The organism is Herbaspirillum sp. 1173 (assembly GCF_031455335.1).
Taxonomy (GTDB): Bacteria; Pseudomonadota; Gammaproteobacteria; order Burkholderiales; family Burkholderiaceae_D; genus Herbaspirillum; species Herbaspirillum huttiense.
On sequence record NZ_JAVDSP010000011.1, the window covers coordinates 95,611 to 112,565 of the forward strand.

General features: G+C 61.1%; 15 protein-coding genes and 1 pseudogene. 7 read left to right on the plus strand and 9 right to left on the minus strand.

The window, feature by feature from the left end; all coding sequences use genetic code 11:
• Nucleotides 1–31 precede the first annotated feature (31 nt).
• From J2X56_RS24355 to J2X56_RS24370, 4 genes and pseudogenes are all read right to left on the minus strand, one after another.
• Nucleotides 32–649 carry a YitT family protein gene (locus J2X56_RS24355; RefSeq protein WP_134137670.1) on the minus strand — a complete coding sequence of 206 codons (618 nt, stop codon included), beginning with the start codon at nucleotides 647–649 and terminating at the stop codon, nucleotides 32–34.
• Nucleotides 650–701: 52 nt separating this feature from the next.
• Nucleotides 702–1,153 (minus strand): annotated as a pseudogene (locus J2X56_RS24360) (RidA family protein).
• 56 nt (nucleotides 1,154–1,209) lie between these two features.
• Nucleotides 1,210–2,130, minus strand: coding sequence for a pyridoxal-phosphate dependent enzyme (locus J2X56_RS24365; protein WP_209569909.1), 921 nt, complete (start codon nucleotides 2,128–2,130; stop codon nucleotides 1,210–1,212).
• Between the two features lie 6 nt (nucleotides 2,131–2,136).
• Entirely contained in the window at nucleotides 2,137–2,778 is a 642-nt protein-coding gene (locus J2X56_RS24370; protein WP_310163435.1) for a succinylglutamate desuccinylase/aspartoacylase family protein, read from the minus strand.
• A 32-nt stretch (nucleotides 2,779–2,810) separates the two neighbouring features.
• Here J2X56_RS24370 and J2X56_RS24375 point away from each other — a divergent pair, with 32 nt between their 5' ends.
• Entirely contained in the window at nucleotides 2,811–4,376 is a 1,566-nt protein-coding gene (locus tag J2X56_RS24375; RefSeq protein WP_310163438.1) for an EAL domain-containing protein, read from the plus strand.
• Between the two features lie 22 nt (nucleotides 4,377–4,398).
• Here the strand turns inward: J2X56_RS24375 and J2X56_RS24380 are convergent, their stop codons facing one another.
• Nucleotides 4,399–4,689, minus strand: coding sequence for a DUF4148 domain-containing protein (locus J2X56_RS24380; protein WP_039784135.1), 291 nt, complete (start codon nucleotides 4,687–4,689; stop codon nucleotides 4,399–4,401).
• Nucleotides 4,690–4,907: 218 nt separating this feature from the next.
• Here J2X56_RS24380 and J2X56_RS24385 point away from each other — a divergent pair, with 218 nt between their 5' ends.
• Both J2X56_RS24385 and J2X56_RS24390 read left to right on the plus strand, forming a co-directional pair.
• Nucleotides 4,908–5,579 carry a heavy metal response regulator transcription factor gene (locus J2X56_RS24385; RefSeq protein WP_310163441.1) on the plus strand — a complete coding sequence of 224 codons (672 nt, stop codon included), beginning with the start codon at nucleotides 4,908–4,910 and terminating at the stop codon, nucleotides 5,577–5,579.
• A complete protein-coding gene (locus tag J2X56_RS24390) occupies nucleotides 5,576–6,991 on the plus strand; it encodes a heavy metal sensor histidine kinase (RefSeq protein ID WP_252697497.1) in 1,416 nt (471 codons plus the stop codon). Before J2X56_RS24385 ends, J2X56_RS24390 begins: the two co-directional genes overlap by 4 nt.
• A gap of 181 nt (nucleotides 6,992–7,172) precedes the next feature.
• Here the strand turns inward: J2X56_RS24390 and J2X56_RS24395 are convergent, their stop codons facing one another.
• Nucleotides 7,173–7,433 (minus strand): helix-turn-helix domain-containing protein, encoded by a 261-nt coding sequence (locus J2X56_RS24395; protein ID WP_121037375.1) that lies wholly within the window; start codon nucleotides 7,431–7,433, stop codon nucleotides 7,173–7,175.
• A gap of 258 nt (nucleotides 7,434–7,691) precedes the next feature.
• On the opposite strand from J2X56_RS24395, the gene J2X56_RS24400 reads away from it, so the two are divergent.
• On the plus strand, nucleotides 7,692–8,969 hold the full coding sequence (locus tag J2X56_RS24400) for a DUF445 domain-containing protein (RefSeq protein ID WP_209569921.1): 1,278 nt from the start codon (nucleotides 7,692–7,694) through the stop codon (nucleotides 8,967–8,969).
• Between the two features lie 6 nt (nucleotides 8,970–8,975).
• On the opposite strand, the gene J2X56_RS24405 is transcribed toward J2X56_RS24400, so the two are convergent.
• Nucleotides 8,976–10,604, minus strand: a complete 1,629-nt coding sequence (locus J2X56_RS24405; protein ID WP_134137734.1) for an acyl-CoA synthetase — start codon at nucleotides 10,602–10,604, stop codon at nucleotides 8,976–8,978.
• A 335-nt stretch (nucleotides 10,605–10,939) separates the two neighbouring features.
• Between J2X56_RS24405 and J2X56_RS24410 the strand changes: the two genes are divergently transcribed.
• The 3 genes from J2X56_RS24410 to J2X56_RS24420 all read left to right on the plus strand — a co-directional run bounded on the left by J2X56_RS24410 (nucleotide 10,940) and on the right by J2X56_RS24420 (nucleotide 14,077).
• Entirely contained in the window at nucleotides 10,940–12,628 is a 1,689-nt protein-coding gene (locus J2X56_RS24410; protein ID WP_310163444.1) for a contractile injection system protein, VgrG/Pvc8 family, read from the plus strand.
• Between the two features lie 8 nt (nucleotides 12,629–12,636).
• Nucleotides 12,637–13,725, plus strand: coding sequence for a T6SS immunity protein Tli4 family protein (locus J2X56_RS24415; protein ID WP_134137650.1), 1,089 nt, complete (start codon nucleotides 12,637–12,639; stop codon nucleotides 13,723–13,725).
• 85 nt (nucleotides 13,726–13,810) lie between these two features.
• Nucleotides 13,811–14,077, plus strand: a complete 267-nt coding sequence (locus J2X56_RS24420) for a PAAR domain-containing protein (protein ID WP_121037351.1) — start codon at nucleotides 13,811–13,813, stop codon at nucleotides 14,075–14,077.
• A gap of 35 nt (nucleotides 14,078–14,112) precedes the next feature.
• Here the strand turns inward: J2X56_RS24420 and J2X56_RS24425 are convergent, their stop codons facing one another.
• Both J2X56_RS24425 and rtcA read right to left on the minus strand, forming a co-directional pair.
• Nucleotides 14,113–15,717 carry a methyl-accepting chemotaxis protein gene (locus J2X56_RS24425; RefSeq protein ID WP_134137649.1) on the minus strand — a complete coding sequence of 535 codons (1,605 nt, stop codon included), beginning with the start codon at nucleotides 15,715–15,717 and terminating at the stop codon, nucleotides 14,113–14,115.
• Nucleotides 15,718–15,886: 169 nt separating this feature from the next.
• Nucleotides 15,887–16,918 (minus strand): RNA 3'-terminal phosphate cyclase, encoded by a 1,032-nt coding sequence (gene rtcA, locus J2X56_RS24430; RefSeq protein WP_134137647.1) that lies wholly within the window; start codon nucleotides 16,916–16,918, stop codon nucleotides 15,887–15,889.
• Between the last annotated feature and the right edge of the window lie 37 nt (nucleotides 16,919–16,955).

Sequence of the window (16,955 nt, forward strand, 5' to 3'; positions counted from 1 at the left end):
TGGATAGTCAGTAGCTTGGCGCCGTCGTTGGTCATCTTGCGATGTACCAATCCGGCCGATGATTCCATGCAACTAAGGTGTTGAGCACCGATGCTCCAATCAGGGAGAGCAAAACGCGTGATGGCGCCAATACACCGAGCGCGGCGCCGAAGAGAGCGACGTCAAATAACAACTGGCTCCAGCCCGCCTTGAAGTTAGTTTTATCCTGAACATACAGTGCCAGAATCCCTATTCCTCCGCTGCTGGACCCGTGACGAAATAATCCGATCAGCCCTAGTCCGATGACTAGCCCCGCCAGTATCGAACCAATTAAGGGGTCGAAGCTTTGATAGGAAATTCGATGGATGAAGAGGTTGGTGAGCACTGAGATCGAAGACACTGCCAGCAGTGTCTTGAGGGTAAATCTCATGCCCATCCGCAGCACAGCAAGCAGGTAAAACGGGATGTTGACCAGAAAGAACGACAACCCGAATGATATCCCCGTTGCATAAGACAAGAGAAAGCTCAGGCCAGCGGTCTGTCCAGTAATGAGGCCCAGACTGGCAAGCATGGACATGCCAAATGAGATGGCTGTTATCCCGATGAACTGTCCCTGCACGTTATCGAGAAAGCTATGTCGGGCAAACTTTTTCTCTTCTTGAGTTTTCATTTCTCTACGAAGGCGGGACCCTGGCCCCTCTCCCCTGCTGGCGGTTCCAAGTTCAAAATTCCACAATCAATTCAATTTCAATGCACGCCCCAAAGGGAATCTGGGCGACACCAAATGCGCTACGGGCGTGGCTGCCGGCACTGTCAAACACTCAGCAAAGAGTGCGCTTGCGCCGTTGGCGACCACATGGTGGTCCGTAAAAGTGTCTGACGAATTGACCAATGCCGTCAATTTGACCACCCGCTTTACTCTGTTGAGGTCACCCAGCGCTTCGTGAACTGTACCCAGCAAATCAATCGCGACCGACCTTGCGGCGGCGGCACCGTCCTCCACTTTCATGCTGGTGCCGAACTGACCAACCCACGGAGAACCATCCCTTTTCGCGATATGACCGGAGACGAACAACAGATTACCCGTTGCTACCCATGGCACATAAACGGCCGCAGACGGCGCTACTTTGGGAAGCTGGATACCCAGCGCAATCAATTTCTCGTAAATATTCATTTGAAGCTCTCTGAATGATTGGACCATCCGAATGAATGGCATCTTGATCGTCCAAATTATGCGAAGTCAGCATGCCACGCCTGTAGCTGACCGATGGTGGTACCAATACCACCGCAGGCAATGACGACAACGCGTTTGGCTTCAGGGAATAGATGCTTGATTTCACCAAGGGCCGCGACCGAGACACCGCATGCGGGCTCCGTCAGAATTCGATGGAAATTGAGTAGGTCGACTGAACCTTGCACCGCTGCCTTGTCAGTCAGAGCACAGGTTTTTACGTTGAATTCAGAAGCAAGTTCGTAGGTACGGCGGCTAACAGTCTTGGCACCCAGAGAAGTCGCAACCGTGGCAATTTCTGGCAGGCTGACAATACGCCCCTCCGCCAAGGATTGATGCAATGACGCGGCACCAACAGTCTCTGCAGCTACGATACCTACATCGCTCCAGCCGATGTTCTTCATCCCTTCGATGATGCCGTTCAGCAGGCCGCCACCGCCCACAGAACATACGATGACGTCTGGTTTCTCCCCTTGCGCTGCCAGTTCCTCGACCAGCGTGGAATGCCCCTTCCAGAGCAGTGGGTCATCGAACGGATGGATGAAGACGGTCCGCTCGTCCAGAAGTGTTTGGGCTTTTTCATTTGCCTCAATCCAGGAGTCACCGAAAACTACTACCTCCGCTCCCTGGGAAGCAATCAACTTCTGCGCATGCAGTGAGGTTGTCACGGGAACGACCACAGTAACGGGCACGCAGAGCTGCTTGCCTGCATAGGCAACGGCGTAGCCGGCGTTGCCGCCAGAGGAAGAGACGAATCGGCTTGCCCCTTCTGCATAATAGGTTTCACATGCATGCCCGATGCCGCGAATCTTGAAAGAGCCGGACGGTTGTACCGCGTCAAGCTTCAGGAAGACCTCAACGTCGAACTTTGCAGAGAACTCTGTGGACAGGACAAGGGGGGTAATTGTATGTAGGGCCATATCTGTTCAATTGATTGGTGAGATTTCTTTATCGCGAAGAGCAGGCAGCATGAAGGAGCCCGCAACGGCCAGACAAGCTGCAAACGCAACGTACCAGACAGGTGCCAATGGGCTACCTGTGAAATTAATGAGCCATGTGGCGATCAGGGAAGAGAACCCGCCGAACAGCGTTACCGCCAGATTGTAGGCAATGGAAACACCCGTGGAGCGTACGTCAGCGGGGAACAACGATGCCAGCGTATCCATCACTACGCAGACCGGTGCGCCAAAACGGCTAGCTGCGAGCTTGCAGCGCTCAAACTGGTCAGCGTTGTCGGAGGGCTGAATAATCGTGCTTGGAATAATTTCCAGGGAGGAACCACCGGAGTGCAGGCTGAGTAGTGCATCGGACCGGGAAATCAGCTCGTCGTTGACGAACGCCGCAATCTGCTCCGTGATCGTGCCTGCGTGGTCGCCAGGAAAGACCCGATTCATGTTCTTTCCGTCGACGGGTGATGTGCGATGTCCAGCATCTACCGCGGGTGTGTTGATTGCGGGAACGATGATCAAACGTCCATTGATATCTTCCGAACGCAACGTACGTATCAGCTCGCCCAGGGCAATGGGCCCTTCATATTCATCCCCATGATTTCCTCCTTCCAGTAGCACCGTCGGACCATCTCCATTTCCGATAACTGCAATTGGAACGCGCACAGTTCACCACGCTGGCCAGTGCGCAGATCTTCGAGGATGCGCAGCAGCAAAGCCTCTACATCAACCACACCCTGCTGCGCCCGCATGGAGCGACCGGCGAGATCGTGTTGCTCAAGCGTGCCGATGGCCGCAGCTTCCCGGCCGAACTGCATACCTCGCTCATCGATGGCACGGGTCAGAACGACCAGATCTGGGTCATCATCGATGTCTCCGAACGGTTGGAAACCGAGAGCCGCATCGACCGCCTGGCCTTCTATGATCCTGTCACCGATCTGCCCAACAAGAAGCTGTTCCTCGATCGCCTGCGCCGTGGCCTGGGACGGCAGCAGGCACACGGCCTGCCGCTGGTGGTGTTCTACATGGAAATGCATCGCGCCGATCTGTCGCACGGCCTGGTCAAGGCCGATGATGCAGACCGGCTCTTCAAGGAATGTGCGCGACGTCTGGGGGCCTGTGTCGCCGCCGACCAGACGCTGGCGCGGCTCGATGGCGAACGATTTGCGCTGGGATGCGATCTGCCGGTGAGCGACCTGGCCGAAGGCATCCGCTTCTGCGAAACGCTCGCACACCGCCTTATCGCCGCGCTGGCCGAACCGCAGGGCAGCACCGTGAGTTTCCCCTACTCTCTCAACATCGGCATCAACATCCTGCGCGGTGACGTGCAATCGGCCGAGGAAGCGGTGATGCAGGCCAAGTTGGCCATGGTGCAGTCACTGGCAGCAGGCCGCAATGTGTTCCGCTTCTTCGATCCGGCCATGCAGGCCCTGGCCAGCCAGCGCAGCGCACTGGAAGTGGAATTGCGCACGGCGGTGGCGCAGCATCAGTTCGTGGTGCATTACCAGCCGCAGGTTACCTTTGAGGGCAAGGTGGTCGGGGCTGAGGCGCTGGTGCGCTGGAAGCATCCGCTCAAGGGCATGGTGCCGCCGGCGCTGTTCATTCCGGTGGCCGAAGAATTGGGATTGATGGAAGAGATCGGCCACCAGGTGCTGGAAGCCATCTGCCGCGATCTCGAATCCTGGCAGCGCGAAGGACTGGCCAGGGAGCTGGTGGTGGCGGTCAATGTGTCGGCGCAGGAATTCAAGGTGGACCACTTCGTGGCGCGCTTCCACGAAACCATTCGCCAGCACCGCATCAGCTCCAAGGCGGTGAAGGTGGAACTGACCGAAAGCATGATGATCGACAAAATCGATGAGGTCATCGAAAAAATGAATGACCTCAAGTTGCATGAGGTCTCGATTTCGCTGGATGATTTCGGGACCGGGTATTCGTCCCTGTCCTACCTGGGACGCTTCCCCATCGACCAGCTCAAGATCGACCAGAGCTTCGTGCGCCGGATGCAGGATGATGCGGCCACGGCCAGCATCATCCGCAGCATCATCATGCTGGGCCAGAGCCTGGGGCTGTCCATCATCGCCGAAGGAGTGGAAACGATGGAACAGCGTGACCTGCTGCATGCGCAGGGTTGCACGCTGTATCAAGGCTATTGGTACGGCCGGCCCATGCCGGGAGAACAGTTCACGGCGCTGCTGGAGGGCCGGCAGCGCGCGTCCTGAGCACAGACCCGGGCAGGTGCGATCACGCGCCGCTGTAGAGCGAGGTGTCGAGCGCCTGGCCCTGGGTGCTGCTGTCGGAGACCGAAGGCTTGGTGCCGGTGTTCTGCATCGGTTCGCCCAGGCGTGCAGCTTGCAGCTCGGCGACGACATCGGCGCGCGTCTTGCTGCCCTGGAATTGCACCACCGGATAGTTGCTGCGGGCGTTCAGGTTGGCCTGATCGCGTGCGGCTTCCGTGGTCACGGTCGATTGAGCGAAGGCCGACAGGGAAAAGGCGGTGGCCAGTGCGCCGAGGACGAGGTGCGAGGTTTTCATGATCAGATTCCTTTGAGTGCGTTTTCACAAGATCCCTGGTGCTGCACAGGATGTGCGCTGCCAGGGATGGCGCGATCGCCGTGCTTGGTTGGCGAGTCGTTGGAATGGATTCTAGGGAGGGGGTCCGTACAGAAACATTGCCCAGTCATTACACATTTGTAATGAATGCCGCATCCGGCTGCGTCACAATACGGACTTGTCCGTCAGGAATTCCGATCATGCACATCTTGTTGGTAGAGGACGAGCCCAAATCGGGCGAGTACCTGCGTCGCGGCCTGACCGAGTCCGGCTTCGTGGTGGACTGGGTGCAGACCGGTGTGGACGGCCTGCACAATGCGCGCACGCTGGACTACAAGCTGATCATCCTGGACGTGATGCTGCCCGGCATGAACGGCTGGGATATCCTGCGCGAACTGCGCCGCACGCATGACACGCCGGTGCTCTTCCTCACCGCCCGCGACGAAGTCGAAGACCGCGTCAAGGGCCTGGAGCTGGGTGCCGACGATTACCTGGTCAAGCCCTTCGCCTTCACCGAACTGCTGGCGCGCGTGCGCACCCTGCTGCGGCGCGGTCCCAGCCGCGAGGCCGACCTGATCGAGTACGTGGATGTGGTGGTGGATGTGATCCGCCGCAAGGTCACGCGCGCCGGACAGCGCATCGATCTCACCGCCAAGGAGTTCGCCCTGCTGCACATGCTGATCCGCCGTCCGGGCGAGGTGCTGTCGCGTCCGCAGATTGCCTCGCAAGTATGGGATATGAATTTCGACAGCGATACCAACGTGGTGGATGTGGCCGTGCGCCGCCTCCGCGCCAAACTGGATGAAGGATTTGACCAGAAGTTGCTGCACACCGTGTGGGGCATGGGTTACGTGTTCGAGGTGCGGCGGTGAGACGAGCTACCGCGTCGATGAGCCTGCGGCTGGTGGTGCTGTTCGGATTGCTGGCACTGGTGCTGTTCACGGCCGTCGGCAGCTATCTGTCGCACTCGCTGCACATGCAGCTGGAGGCGCGCGACGATGAAGAGCTGGCCGGCAAGTGCCGCTCCATCAATCACCTGGTCGAGCATGCGGCGTCACTGGAGGACATCCTCGCTCGCCGCCACCTGGTGCTGGACACCCTCTCCGGCCATGACCAGCTGCTGGTGCGCATCGCCCGCGCCGATGGCAGCACCCTGCTGGAAAGCCATGACCCCACGCGCACCTCGCCGGATGTGGACCTGTCCACCGTCAAGATCCGCAGCTGGGACCACATCGAGGCCTTGCGCATGGGCGACCTGCGCGCGCGCTACATTGCCAGCATGCCGGTCACTCGCTCGGGCGAAAAGGCCATCGTGCTGGTGGTGCGTACGGCCTCGGATCGCATGCTGCTGCTGGCGGACTATCGCGCCGATGTGTGGTGGGCGGCGGCCATCGGCACCGTGCTGGCAACGCTCTTGAGTTACTTCCTCGTGCGCAGCGGCTTGCGTCCGCTGCGCATGATGGCGGCACAGACGCGCGCCATCTCGGCCAACAAGCTCGATACCCGGCTCGATCTGCAGGCCGCGCCGCGTGAACTGCACGAGATCGTACAATCCTTCAACGACATGCTGGACCGTCTGCATCGCAGCTTCCAGCAACTGAGCCAGTTCTCCGCCGATCTTGCGCATGACGTGCGCACCCCGCTCAACAACCTGATGGTGCAGACCCAGGTGGCGCTGGGCAAGCCGCGCAGCCTGGATGAATACCAGGCCCTGCTCAGTTCCAACATCGAGGAATACGAACGCCTCTCGCGCATGATGGAAAGCATGCTGTTCCTGGCCCGCGCCGACAACGCCCACGTGGTGTTGCAGATCCAGCCGCTGGACGTGGCCGAGGAACTCAACCGCATCGCCGACTATTTCGAGGGCATCGCCGAAGAGGCGCAGGTACGCATCGCGGTGGCCGGCAGCGGCATCCTGCACGCCGATGCCACCCTGCTGCGCCGTGCAGTGGGCAACCTGGTCGCCAATGCCATCCGCTATACACCGCCGCAGGGCATCATCAGCCTGGAGGCCACCGTGGTGGCGGGCGCGACCCTGATCGGGGTGGCCAACCCCGGGCCGGGGATCCCGCCGGACCAGATCGAACGCATCTTCGACCGTTTCTACCGCGCCGATCCTTCGCGCAGCAGCGCCAGCGGTTCCAGTGGCCTGGGCCTGGCCATCGTGCGGACCATCATGGCGCTGCACGGCGGACAAGCCAGCGCAAGCAGCGAACCGGGACGACGTACCGTGTTCACTTTGCGCTTCCCCGAAGCTGCGGTAAACGTGCCGGACAAAGCGTGACACAGGAGGCGAACAGCGCGCGTGCACTGTACCTGGAAACGTGCAGAGCGATGTACAGATGAACGTGCAGAAAAACGAACAACAAACCTTGCAAGAAGACGGTCAACAAGAATCGAAAAGCGCAGCAGAAAGCAAACATGGCGCGCACGCGCCATGCAGCTTCAAGCCGGGATGCCGGGGGTCAGCGCGAATCCTCACTGGGCAGCGAAATCAAGCTGGTCCGCATGAGATCGGGCAATTCCATCTCCAGCGCGAGGGCCAGGGCCTCCATGTTGTCGACGGAAATATTCCTTTCCCCGCGCTCGACTTCGCTCAGGTAGGTGCGACTGATGTCAGCGCGGAAGGCCAGCTCTTCTTGTGACATCTCTTTAAGCCGGCGCACCCTGCGGACGTTCTGTCCGAAGATGACGCGGGCGCTCTGTGGAGTCTCTGATTTTTTCATGAGCGCAAGGATCAATGCGGCTAGGGGTGACGGTCGATTAGCTACAATTACAAACGCACAAACTATCGGTGACAATCACTTATACCCTCGAATGTCTTGGTGAATAATCGAAATTTATCGAGATTCCGATCCTAGTTTCAGCGCGTATTTTTCGAAATTGTTCTAGTGGCGATTCGAAATTTTTCAGAACTTCCCGCCTTGTTTTGACTCCTCGTCTCATGCTGCGAGCATGCCGCCGGAAATTTCTCACTCTCTGCCATGGATAAACAACAAGCCTTGCGCCGTACCAAGCGTCTAGCCCTGGGTTGTCTGCTGGGCTCGGCTGCGCTGTTCGTGGCTGCCTCGTTGGCAGCGCCCTCCACCTGGAGCGCGTTGCTGCGTGCCATGGCCGAGGCCGCCATGGTGGGCGCACTGGCCGACTGGTTTGCCGTCACGGCGCTGTTTCGTCGGATTCCGCTGCCGCTGCTGGCCCGCCATACCGCCATCATCCCGCGCAACAAGGATCGCATCGCCGACAACCTCGCCGTCTTCGTGGAAGAGAAATTCCTGAGTCCGCAGTCGCTGGCCGGACTGGTGCGCCGCCATGATCCGGCGCAGCGACTCTCGGCCTGGATGGCTGCGCCCGAGAATGCCGCGCGCCTGGGCGGCTACATGGCGCAGGCGGTCGGTGGCGTGCTCACGCTCACCGATGACCGCCGCATCCAGGCCTTTGTACGAGAAGCTCTGCAGACCGCGCTGGGCAAGCTGGACCTGTCACGCTCGCTGGCCAGCATTCTGGATACGCTGACACTGGATGGCCGTCACCAGCAGCTGCTGGACCGCGCCATCGTGGCCCTGGCCGAGCTGCTCAACCGCGAACAGACGCGTGCGTTCATCGCCGAACGCATGGTGGAATGGCTGCAGCGCGAATATCCCAAAATTGAAAAATTGCTGCCCTCGAACTGGATTGGCGAGAAGTCCGCCGATACCCTGGCCGACATTCTGGACAAGCTGCTCACCGGCATCGCCGAGGATCCGCGGCACTCGCTGCGCCAAGCCTTTGATCGCCAGCTGGCCGGCTTCGTGACGCGCCTGAAGGAAGACCCGGCCCTGCGCGAGCGGGCGGAGGAGATCAAGCGCGAGATCTTGCAGGGCGAGGCCGTCAACGCCTATGTGGGTAGCCTGTGGGACAGCCTGCGCCAGTGGCTGCGGCAAGACCTGGCGCGTCCCGATTCGGCCCTGCACGCCCAGGCCGGCGCAGCCACGCAGTGGATCGGGCGCGCCCTGCAGGAAGATGCCGAACTGCGCGCCTCGCTCAACGCCCATCTGGAACAGGCCATCGCCAGCCTCAGTCCGGATGTGGCCCAGCTGCTCACGCGCCACATCAGCGACACCATCAAGCAGTGGGACACGGCCGAGCTGTCACGCCAGATCGAACTCAACATCGGCCGCGACCTGCAGTACATCCGCATCAACGGCACGCTGGTCGGGGGACTGATCGGCGCGCTGCTGTTCGGCTTGTCGTGGCTGATGCAGTGGCTGGTGCACGGGGTTTGAGCGGCCTCAGGAGGATTGCTCGGCACGCTCCTTCAAGGCCTTGCGCATGATCTTCCCGGTGGCCGTGGTCGGCAGCGCATCGACAAAGGCAATTTCGCGCGGATATTCATGCGCCGCCAGCTGTGAACGGACATGCTGCTGCAGGGCCGCCACCAGTGCAGCGTCCGGGGCATGTCCTTCCTGCAGCACGACAAAAGCCTTCACTACCTCCGTACGCAGGGCATCTTTCACGCCGACCACGGCGGCGATCCGCACTGCCGGATGGCGCATCAGGCATTCCTCGATCGGAGCGGGGCCGATGCGATAGCCGGCACTGGTGATGACGTCATCATTGCGGCCCAGGTAGCGGATGTAGCCGGCTTCGTCCATGTTGCCCAGGTCTCCCGTGAGCAGGAAATCGCCGGCGAATTTTTCGCGCGTCGCTTCATCATTGCGCCAGTAGCGCAGGAACATCACCGGATCCGGCGCACGGATGGCGATATTGCCGACTTCGCCGCGCGGCAGGACGGCACCCTCTTCATCGACGATCTGCACATCGTGCCCCGGCACCGCGCGTCCCATGCTGCCCGAGGCACTGGGGTAGAGCCGCGACGAGGATGATACGACGAGGTTGCATTCGGTCTGGCCGTAGAACTCGTTGATGGTCACGCCCAGCGCGCTGCGGCCCCAGGCGATCAGGTCATCGCCCAGCGTCTCACCACCGCTGGCCACGCTGCGCAGCGCCAAATCCCATTGCGCACGTGGATCCGGCGTGCCGCGCAGCATCTTCAACGCCGTCGGCGGGAAGAACACGTTGCGGATGCCATGCCGCGCCAGCAATCCGAAGACGGTGGACGCATCGAATTTTTCCAGACGGCGCGCTACTACCGCCACGCCGTGATACAGCGACGGCAGCAGGACATCCAGCAGGCCGCCGATCCAGGCCCAGTCGGCGGGCGTCCAGAAGCGGTCACCGGGCTGCGGGAAACTGTCGTGCGAGACTTCCACGCCCGGCAGATGACCCAGCAGGACGCGGTGTGCATGCAGTGCGCCCTTGGCCTTGCCGGTGGTGCCGGAGGTATAGATGATCATGGCCGGATCGTCGGCCAGCGTCGTGACCGGCTCGAACGTGGACGATGCCGCATGCAGCCGGTCCCAGAAATCGGTAGTCTGCGGCAGCACGATGTCGGACTGCTCCACGCAGAACACCACTTTCAGTGCCGGCAGTTCTCCGGCGAGATGGACCTTGTCCATGCCCGATGCGTCGGTGACCAGGGCGGCGGCTTCGCTGTTGTCGAGCCGATAGGCGATCGCTTCCGGGCCGAACAGGTAGAACAGCGGCACCGTCACTGCGCCCAGCTTGTAGGCGGCGATGTGAGTGATGACGGTCTCGATGCGCTGCGAGAGGTAGATCCCGATGCGGTCGCCGCGCCGGATGCCGGCCTCGCTCAGCACATTGGCGAACTGGTCGCTCAGGATCTTGAGCTGGTCGAAACTCCAGGTGGTGACCTTGCCATCGCCGTCCTCGGCAATGATGGCGGGACGCCCGCTGCCATCCGCCCAGCGGTCGCAGGCGGCGTGGGCGATGTTGAAGACCTCGGGGATCTGCCAGTCGTAGGCGGCGGTGGTATCGGCACGGTAGTGGGCCGGGGTGATCACGGGGCGTGGCGCGATGTCTGGGGGCACGTCTTGTCTCCTGTCGGGTGGCTATGGGCCAGGCCTGCATCGGGCCGGGCTCCGGATGGCCGGTCATGCCGGCACGCCGCCTATCATAGCGCCCCCGGGGCGGATCAGCATGGCACAACAAAATGGCAGCCGCGCAATGCGGCTGGTCGAACTCTGACGAGTTTGCCTGACAACCTCGGCCACTTCCTCCAAGCGCGCGCAGCCCTCCTCTAGCATGGCTCTCCTCTCGCCTTCTGCCGTTTGATGCTGGCATCGCCCTGGTTCCGGGATGCTGCGCGGATGGCTATTCCAGCAAGGATGTCCGCATGCCCGACCGCACGTTTTCCGCGCTACTCCAACCTTGGTCCCAACAGGCCCGCGCCCTCCGGCTGCGCTTGCCGCAATCGCACGCGGCCTTGCAGGACGCGCTGCTGATACAGCAGGTGACGGGCCGCGAAACGCTGTGTGGTGCCACTGAAGTGGAGGTGCTGTGTCTCTCGCCGCGCGAGGACTTGCCGCTCAAGGAATTCATGGCGGTGCCGGCAGAAATCCAGCTGGTGACGGACCAGGGTCTGTTGCGCACCATCTGCGGCTTCATCGCCGAGGTCCATGCGGGACAGATCGATGGCGAGCTGAGCAGCTATCGCCTGCTGTTGCGCGATGCCCTGAGCCTGATGGGCCAGCGCATCAACACCCGCGTCTTCCTGCACGCCAGCGAGGCCGATGTAACGCAGATCCTCATCAGCGAATGGCGGCAACGCAGCCCCTTGCTGGCCAGCAGCATGGAGGTGGATTGGTCGCTGCTGGGAGAACGCTATCTGAACAATACGTCGGATTGGTGGAAGTTGGTACGGGAGGATTTGATTGATCCGGCGGGGAGGGAGGATAGGGAGCGGGCGGAGAGGGAGGGAAAGGTTTTCGTTCGGGCAGATTTAGAGTCTTCCGATTTTGAGAAATACGCAAAAAACATGAAGTTCGCTCGTCGATTTCATCAACTGATTGAAGACAATTATCACGCCAATACTTACGCATATTTCGCCGCCGATCCACAACAGCCTGCATGGAACGAGATCAGCTGGAAGTGCGGACCCTTGGTGCCAGGGGACCCGATAAAAGCACGGCTCGCGGAAGATGATCTGAACGGAACATTGGAACTGCGGTTTGGCGAAAATCAGCTGTATTTCTTCAAATTGCAGGGACGCACAGGAGCTGGAGATGGGACGGTTCCGGCCGAGTCGGGAGGTGCTCCGAAGCCGTATGTCATTCAGCTATTCAAGCATGAAGGAAAGCTGAAATCGAACGAAAGTTATGACCATCAATTTTCCTTCAACGCCAAGCTTGCACAGGCGGTTATCGGGCAGCGTGGAATGGCTGAGGAAATGGAAAGCTTTCTGGGCGAGGGCGATCCCTACCGCAACATCTATCTCAACAATTCGGCGGATTGGTGGAAGCTGATTCGGGAGGATTTGATTGATCCAGCCGGTCGTGAAGATAGCAAGCATGCCAAGAAGGATGGAAAAGTGACGGTCGCAAAAACGCGACCCGCACCAGACTTCGACAGATATGCCAGGACCCTGAAAATCGCGCGCTCCTTTCACAAACAGATTGAAGACCGCTATCACCCGAATACTTACGCGTATTACGCCGCGGATGGACAACAGTTGGCATGGAACGAGATCAACTGGAAGTGCAAGCCGATGGTGCCTGGCGATCCGACGAAAGCGCAGCTGGTAGCGGATGATCTGAATGGAATGGTCGAGCTGCGATTTGGCGGCGAGGACAATCGCTACTGCATTCTGCAGGATGGCACCGGCCCTGGAGATGGAACTGTCCCTGCCGAATCGGGAGCCGCTCCGAAGCCGTTTGTCGTTCAGCTTTTCAAGCATGAAGGAAAGCTGAGGTCGCACGAGAGCTATGACCACCAGTTTTCCTACAATGCCGCAATTTCTCAGGCGGTCACCCTGTATTCAATAGTCCGTATTGTCAATTCTTCGGGGCTGTTGCGGAAATCTTGAGAAGAATAATGAGCATCAAAAAGTCTCCGCGCTTGAGAGTCGTCACGGCCATGCTGGTCTTGACGTCCTTGTCTGGAGACCTGACACCTTTCCAACGATTGACCATCATGAATAGTGCCCAGTCACGTCAAGCAACTCCAGCAGTCTCCACTTTTTGTACCGGCCGTTTTCTGCTCGACCTGCCAGCAGGTTCGACATTGAGTGGCGGTAATTATCGCTATGACTTCGCTCTTCTGGAGCAGCCAAAGGACATGAGCCAGGAAGAGTTTGAGAAGGAAATGGTCGCCAAGGAAGAGATTCTCAGATCGGCCAGGCACGATATCGAACCTGGCTTGTTACGCTTGCTGATCAAGCCTGATCAGTATTCGCGAATCTTTGTCTATTGGGAGGAGAGCTTTATCGAGGAAATAGTGCAGGTAGCAGGCTACCGCTGGATCGATGGCACCCGTTACTTATTCAGGACGGAGGCCGGCATGAGCGCACCGCCCGCCGGCATGCCGAGTTATCAGGACGACGCAGTGGAACGCATGCGCCTGACGCTGGCTGGCCTGCGTAAAAGAGCGACGCATGACATCCCCACCGACCCCGGCTATTGCTTCGAAGGCGGCTTCATCGCCAACCCCGAATGGGAAAACGAAGAAGCCGGCATCGATATCGACCTTGCCGGCCACCCGGACGCCTTCGTGTCCGTCTGGTTCTATCCCCTGGCGATGAGCAAGCACGACCGTCCGTTGCTGGAGCGCATGCACAGCGGACTGCAGACCCTGGGCCGGTTGGCTACTGCCGTGCGCGTGCTGCGCAAGGGAGACCGCCAGATCGGTCCCTACCAGGGCCAGGAATTTTTGGTCACCGTCCCCAACAGCGGCGGTGGGCGCAGCCACAGCTTCATCTGGGAAACCGAAGGCCAGGGCACGCTCGATACCCCCGCCATCAAGATCGAACTGACCACCGGCCATCACGACCAGAACAGCAATGCGCAACAAACCACACTGAACGATGCGCGAGCGCTGCAGCTGTGGGATGCCGTGCTGACGAGTTTCCGGCTGCGGCCAACGCAGGTAGCACCCGCATCAACCACGTCAGGTACGCCACCATAGCCGCCTGCGGCAACATTTCAGACCCCTCGCCCGACCTTCACCCTGGCCCCGCCTCTGCTCTCACCCTGCTTGAAAGGAATCCACCATGCCCAACATCATCCGCCTCGGCGACGCCACTTCCCACGGCGGCAAGGTCACGCAAGTGAGCGCGACCCATTTCAAGGTAGGCGGCCTGCCGGTCGCGCGGGTCGGCGATGCCTGCAGTTGCCCCCGGCAGGGGCACGACAACTGCACCATCGCCGAGGGACACCCGCATCACAAGATCGATGGCATCGCCGTCGCCTACGACGGCCACAAGACCAGCTGTGGTGCCACGCTCATCGCCAGTGCCGGCAATTTCAGCGCGCAATAGCGCTATCCCTTTCGTGCGATCTTGCGTGAACGGTCTCACGCACAGGCCAGCCGCGCCGCCGTGGGTGCCGCAACGCGCTTGTGCTCCGGTGCCCCGCCCTCCAGCTTGAACACCGACACCAGCCTTGCCAGCTGCGCCGCCTGATCCTGCAAGGATTGTGCCGCGGCTGCGGCTTGCTCGACCAGCGCGGCGTTCTGCTGGGTCACCTGATCCATCTGCACGATGGCCAGGTTGACCTGTTCGATGCCTGCACTCTGTTCCTGCCCGGCGGCGCTGATCTCGGTGACCACTTCACCGACCCGCTGCACGCTTTGCACCACGTCCTGCATGGTGCGTCCGGCTTGCTCCACCAGCCGGCTGCCATTGCCGACCCGTGCCACCGAGTCGGCGATCAGCCCCTTGATCTCGTGCGCGGCGGTCGCGGAGCGCTGCGCCAGCGCCCGCACTTCCGAGGCCACCACCGCGAAGCCGCGTCCCTGCTCGCCCGCGCGCGCCGCTTCCACTGCGGCATTCAGGGCCAGGATATTGGTTTGGAAGGCGATCCCGTCGATGACCCCGATGATGTCCACGATCTTCTTGGAGGACGCATCGATGGCCCCCATCGTATCGACCACCTGGCTGACCACCTCGCCGCCCTGGCGCGCGATATCGGAGGCCGATCCGGCCAGCTGGTTGGCCTGGCCGGCATGACTGGCGTTCTGCTTGACGGTGGCGGTGAGCTGCTCCATCGACGAGGCCGTTTCCTCCAGCGAGGCCGCCTGCTCTTCGGTACGCGAGGAGAGATCCAGATTGCCGCGCGCAATCTCGCTGCTGGCCGTGGCAATCGTATCGGTCGAGACCCGCACCTGGCTGACGATGTCCAGCAAGCGGTCATTCATCTTCTTGAGCGCACGCAACAGCATGCTGGTTTCATCGCGGCCTTGTGCCTCGATGGCCGAGGTCAGGTCACCGGCCGCCACCGTCTCGGCCACGCGCACCGCGCGATCCAGCGGCGCGGTGATGCTGCGCGTGATCATCCAGGCGATCGCCGCCGCAGCAGCCAGCCCGGCGGCCGCCAGCGCCAGCAGCAGCGTACGGGCCTGAACGTAATTGCTTTCGACTTCATCGCCGGCACTCTTCATCATGTCGTGCTGCTGCTTGATGAGGGCGTCGGCGGCGCTCATGGTGGCGCTCTGCACGGGCCGCACCTCGTCGATCAGCATGTCGATCGCACCTTCCTTGCCGCCCTGCTGCACCATGGCCAGCACCTTGTCGCGTTTTTCGAAGTAGGCGTTCTGGGCTGTTACCAGCTTCTTCAGTGCGGTGCGGCTGTCTTCGTCGGTAAGCAGCTTCTCCAGTTGTGCCAGGTCCTCGCGAATGGCACGGTCCGCACCGGTGATGCGGTCGTATTCGCTCTTGATCTGCGGTTCCCGCTTCAAGAGCAGAATGTTTCGTACCGAGCGCGCGATCAGGTTGAGCTGGTCGACGATATCGCCCGCCACTACGGTCTTGGGATACTTGTCGTGGATCACATCCTTCATTTGCCCGTTGAGCTGCCCCAGGCGGGCGATGCCGCTGGCCGCCATGGCCAGCATCAGCACCATCAGCAGACCGAAGCCCAGCCACAGGCGCGCACGAATGGTCACATTGGAAAGTTGCATGGAATTCCCCCTTGTTATCGTTGATTGTCGGCAGGCAAGCCACTGGCGCGGCGTAACTGGAAAGCAACTAATGCGTGGCAACAAGTTGCGGCCTGCCCGCTTCAGCATAGGTGACGGGAGGGAGGAATCCAAGCGCGGCCGATGCCACGCAGCAGGAGTGCGGCTGGTCTCAGCCCGGCGCGGCCATGACCTCCACCCGTAGCGCTTGCGGCGCAGGAGAAAAACCGAAGCGCACTGGCAGAAAGGCCTCGATCACCTCGGCGTTGGAGGCCATGTGCGGGCTCAGTTGCGTGGTGGTAAAGCGCCCCGCGCCGGCCAGTGCCAGCGGCAGCATCAGTTGATCGGCCAGATGCTCGCTGACCGCCGCATTGCTCTGCAGATAGCGCTGCATGGGTCCCAGGGCGTCCAGAGCAACCTGTTCGGCCGGCCGGGATTTGGCACCATGGCCGCAGAACAACTCCTCCACATGCGCATGCGTCACATGCAATTCGACCAGATTGCCCGGACCATCGCAGTCGCTCAGGGCGATCACCTTGCAATGATCCTGCAAGCCCTCCACGGCTTCGCCCAGGACCTGCAACTCCCGTTTGCCGATGGCACTCGGCAGATTGGCCACCAGTGCGCGCGCCCGCGTCTGCAGCAGCGCGCCGCGCTCCTCCAGGACCAATCCCTGCAAGCCATGGCCCGCCTCCACCTGCAGGCGCACCTGGCCGCCACCGGCCGGATGGAATCCGTGCCGCAGCAACTCCAGCGTGACCGCGGCCCCCATTCGCCGCAACAGCGGCAGGAAGCAGTGCTGCAGGAAATCGGCCGATGGGGCCAGGGGATTGTGCGTGCCGCCGCTGACTTCAATGCAGAAGCGCCCCGCTGGCGCGGCCAGCATGGCGGGCAGCAGGGTTTGCAGGACCAGCGTGGTACTGCCGGCCGAGCCGATGGCGAAACGGAAATCGCCGCTGCGCAGCGCACCGGGCACAAAGCGCAGTGCGCTGCTGCCGGGCTCGGCACCTTCCACGACGGCGTCGCACAAGGTGGCGGCGGCCGTCACGGCGGCCAGGTGCTGGCGCATCAGACCGGGTTTGGGGCGTTGCGCGCGGATCGCGCCGAGCTCGAACGGACGGCCGGTGATCATCGCCAGGCTCAGCGCACTGCGCAGGATCTGGCCACCACCATGGCGGCCATCCAGGGTCAGAGGAGAGGACATGTTTGTTCTTTTCTTTCTTCGTATGTTGCGTTTTGTT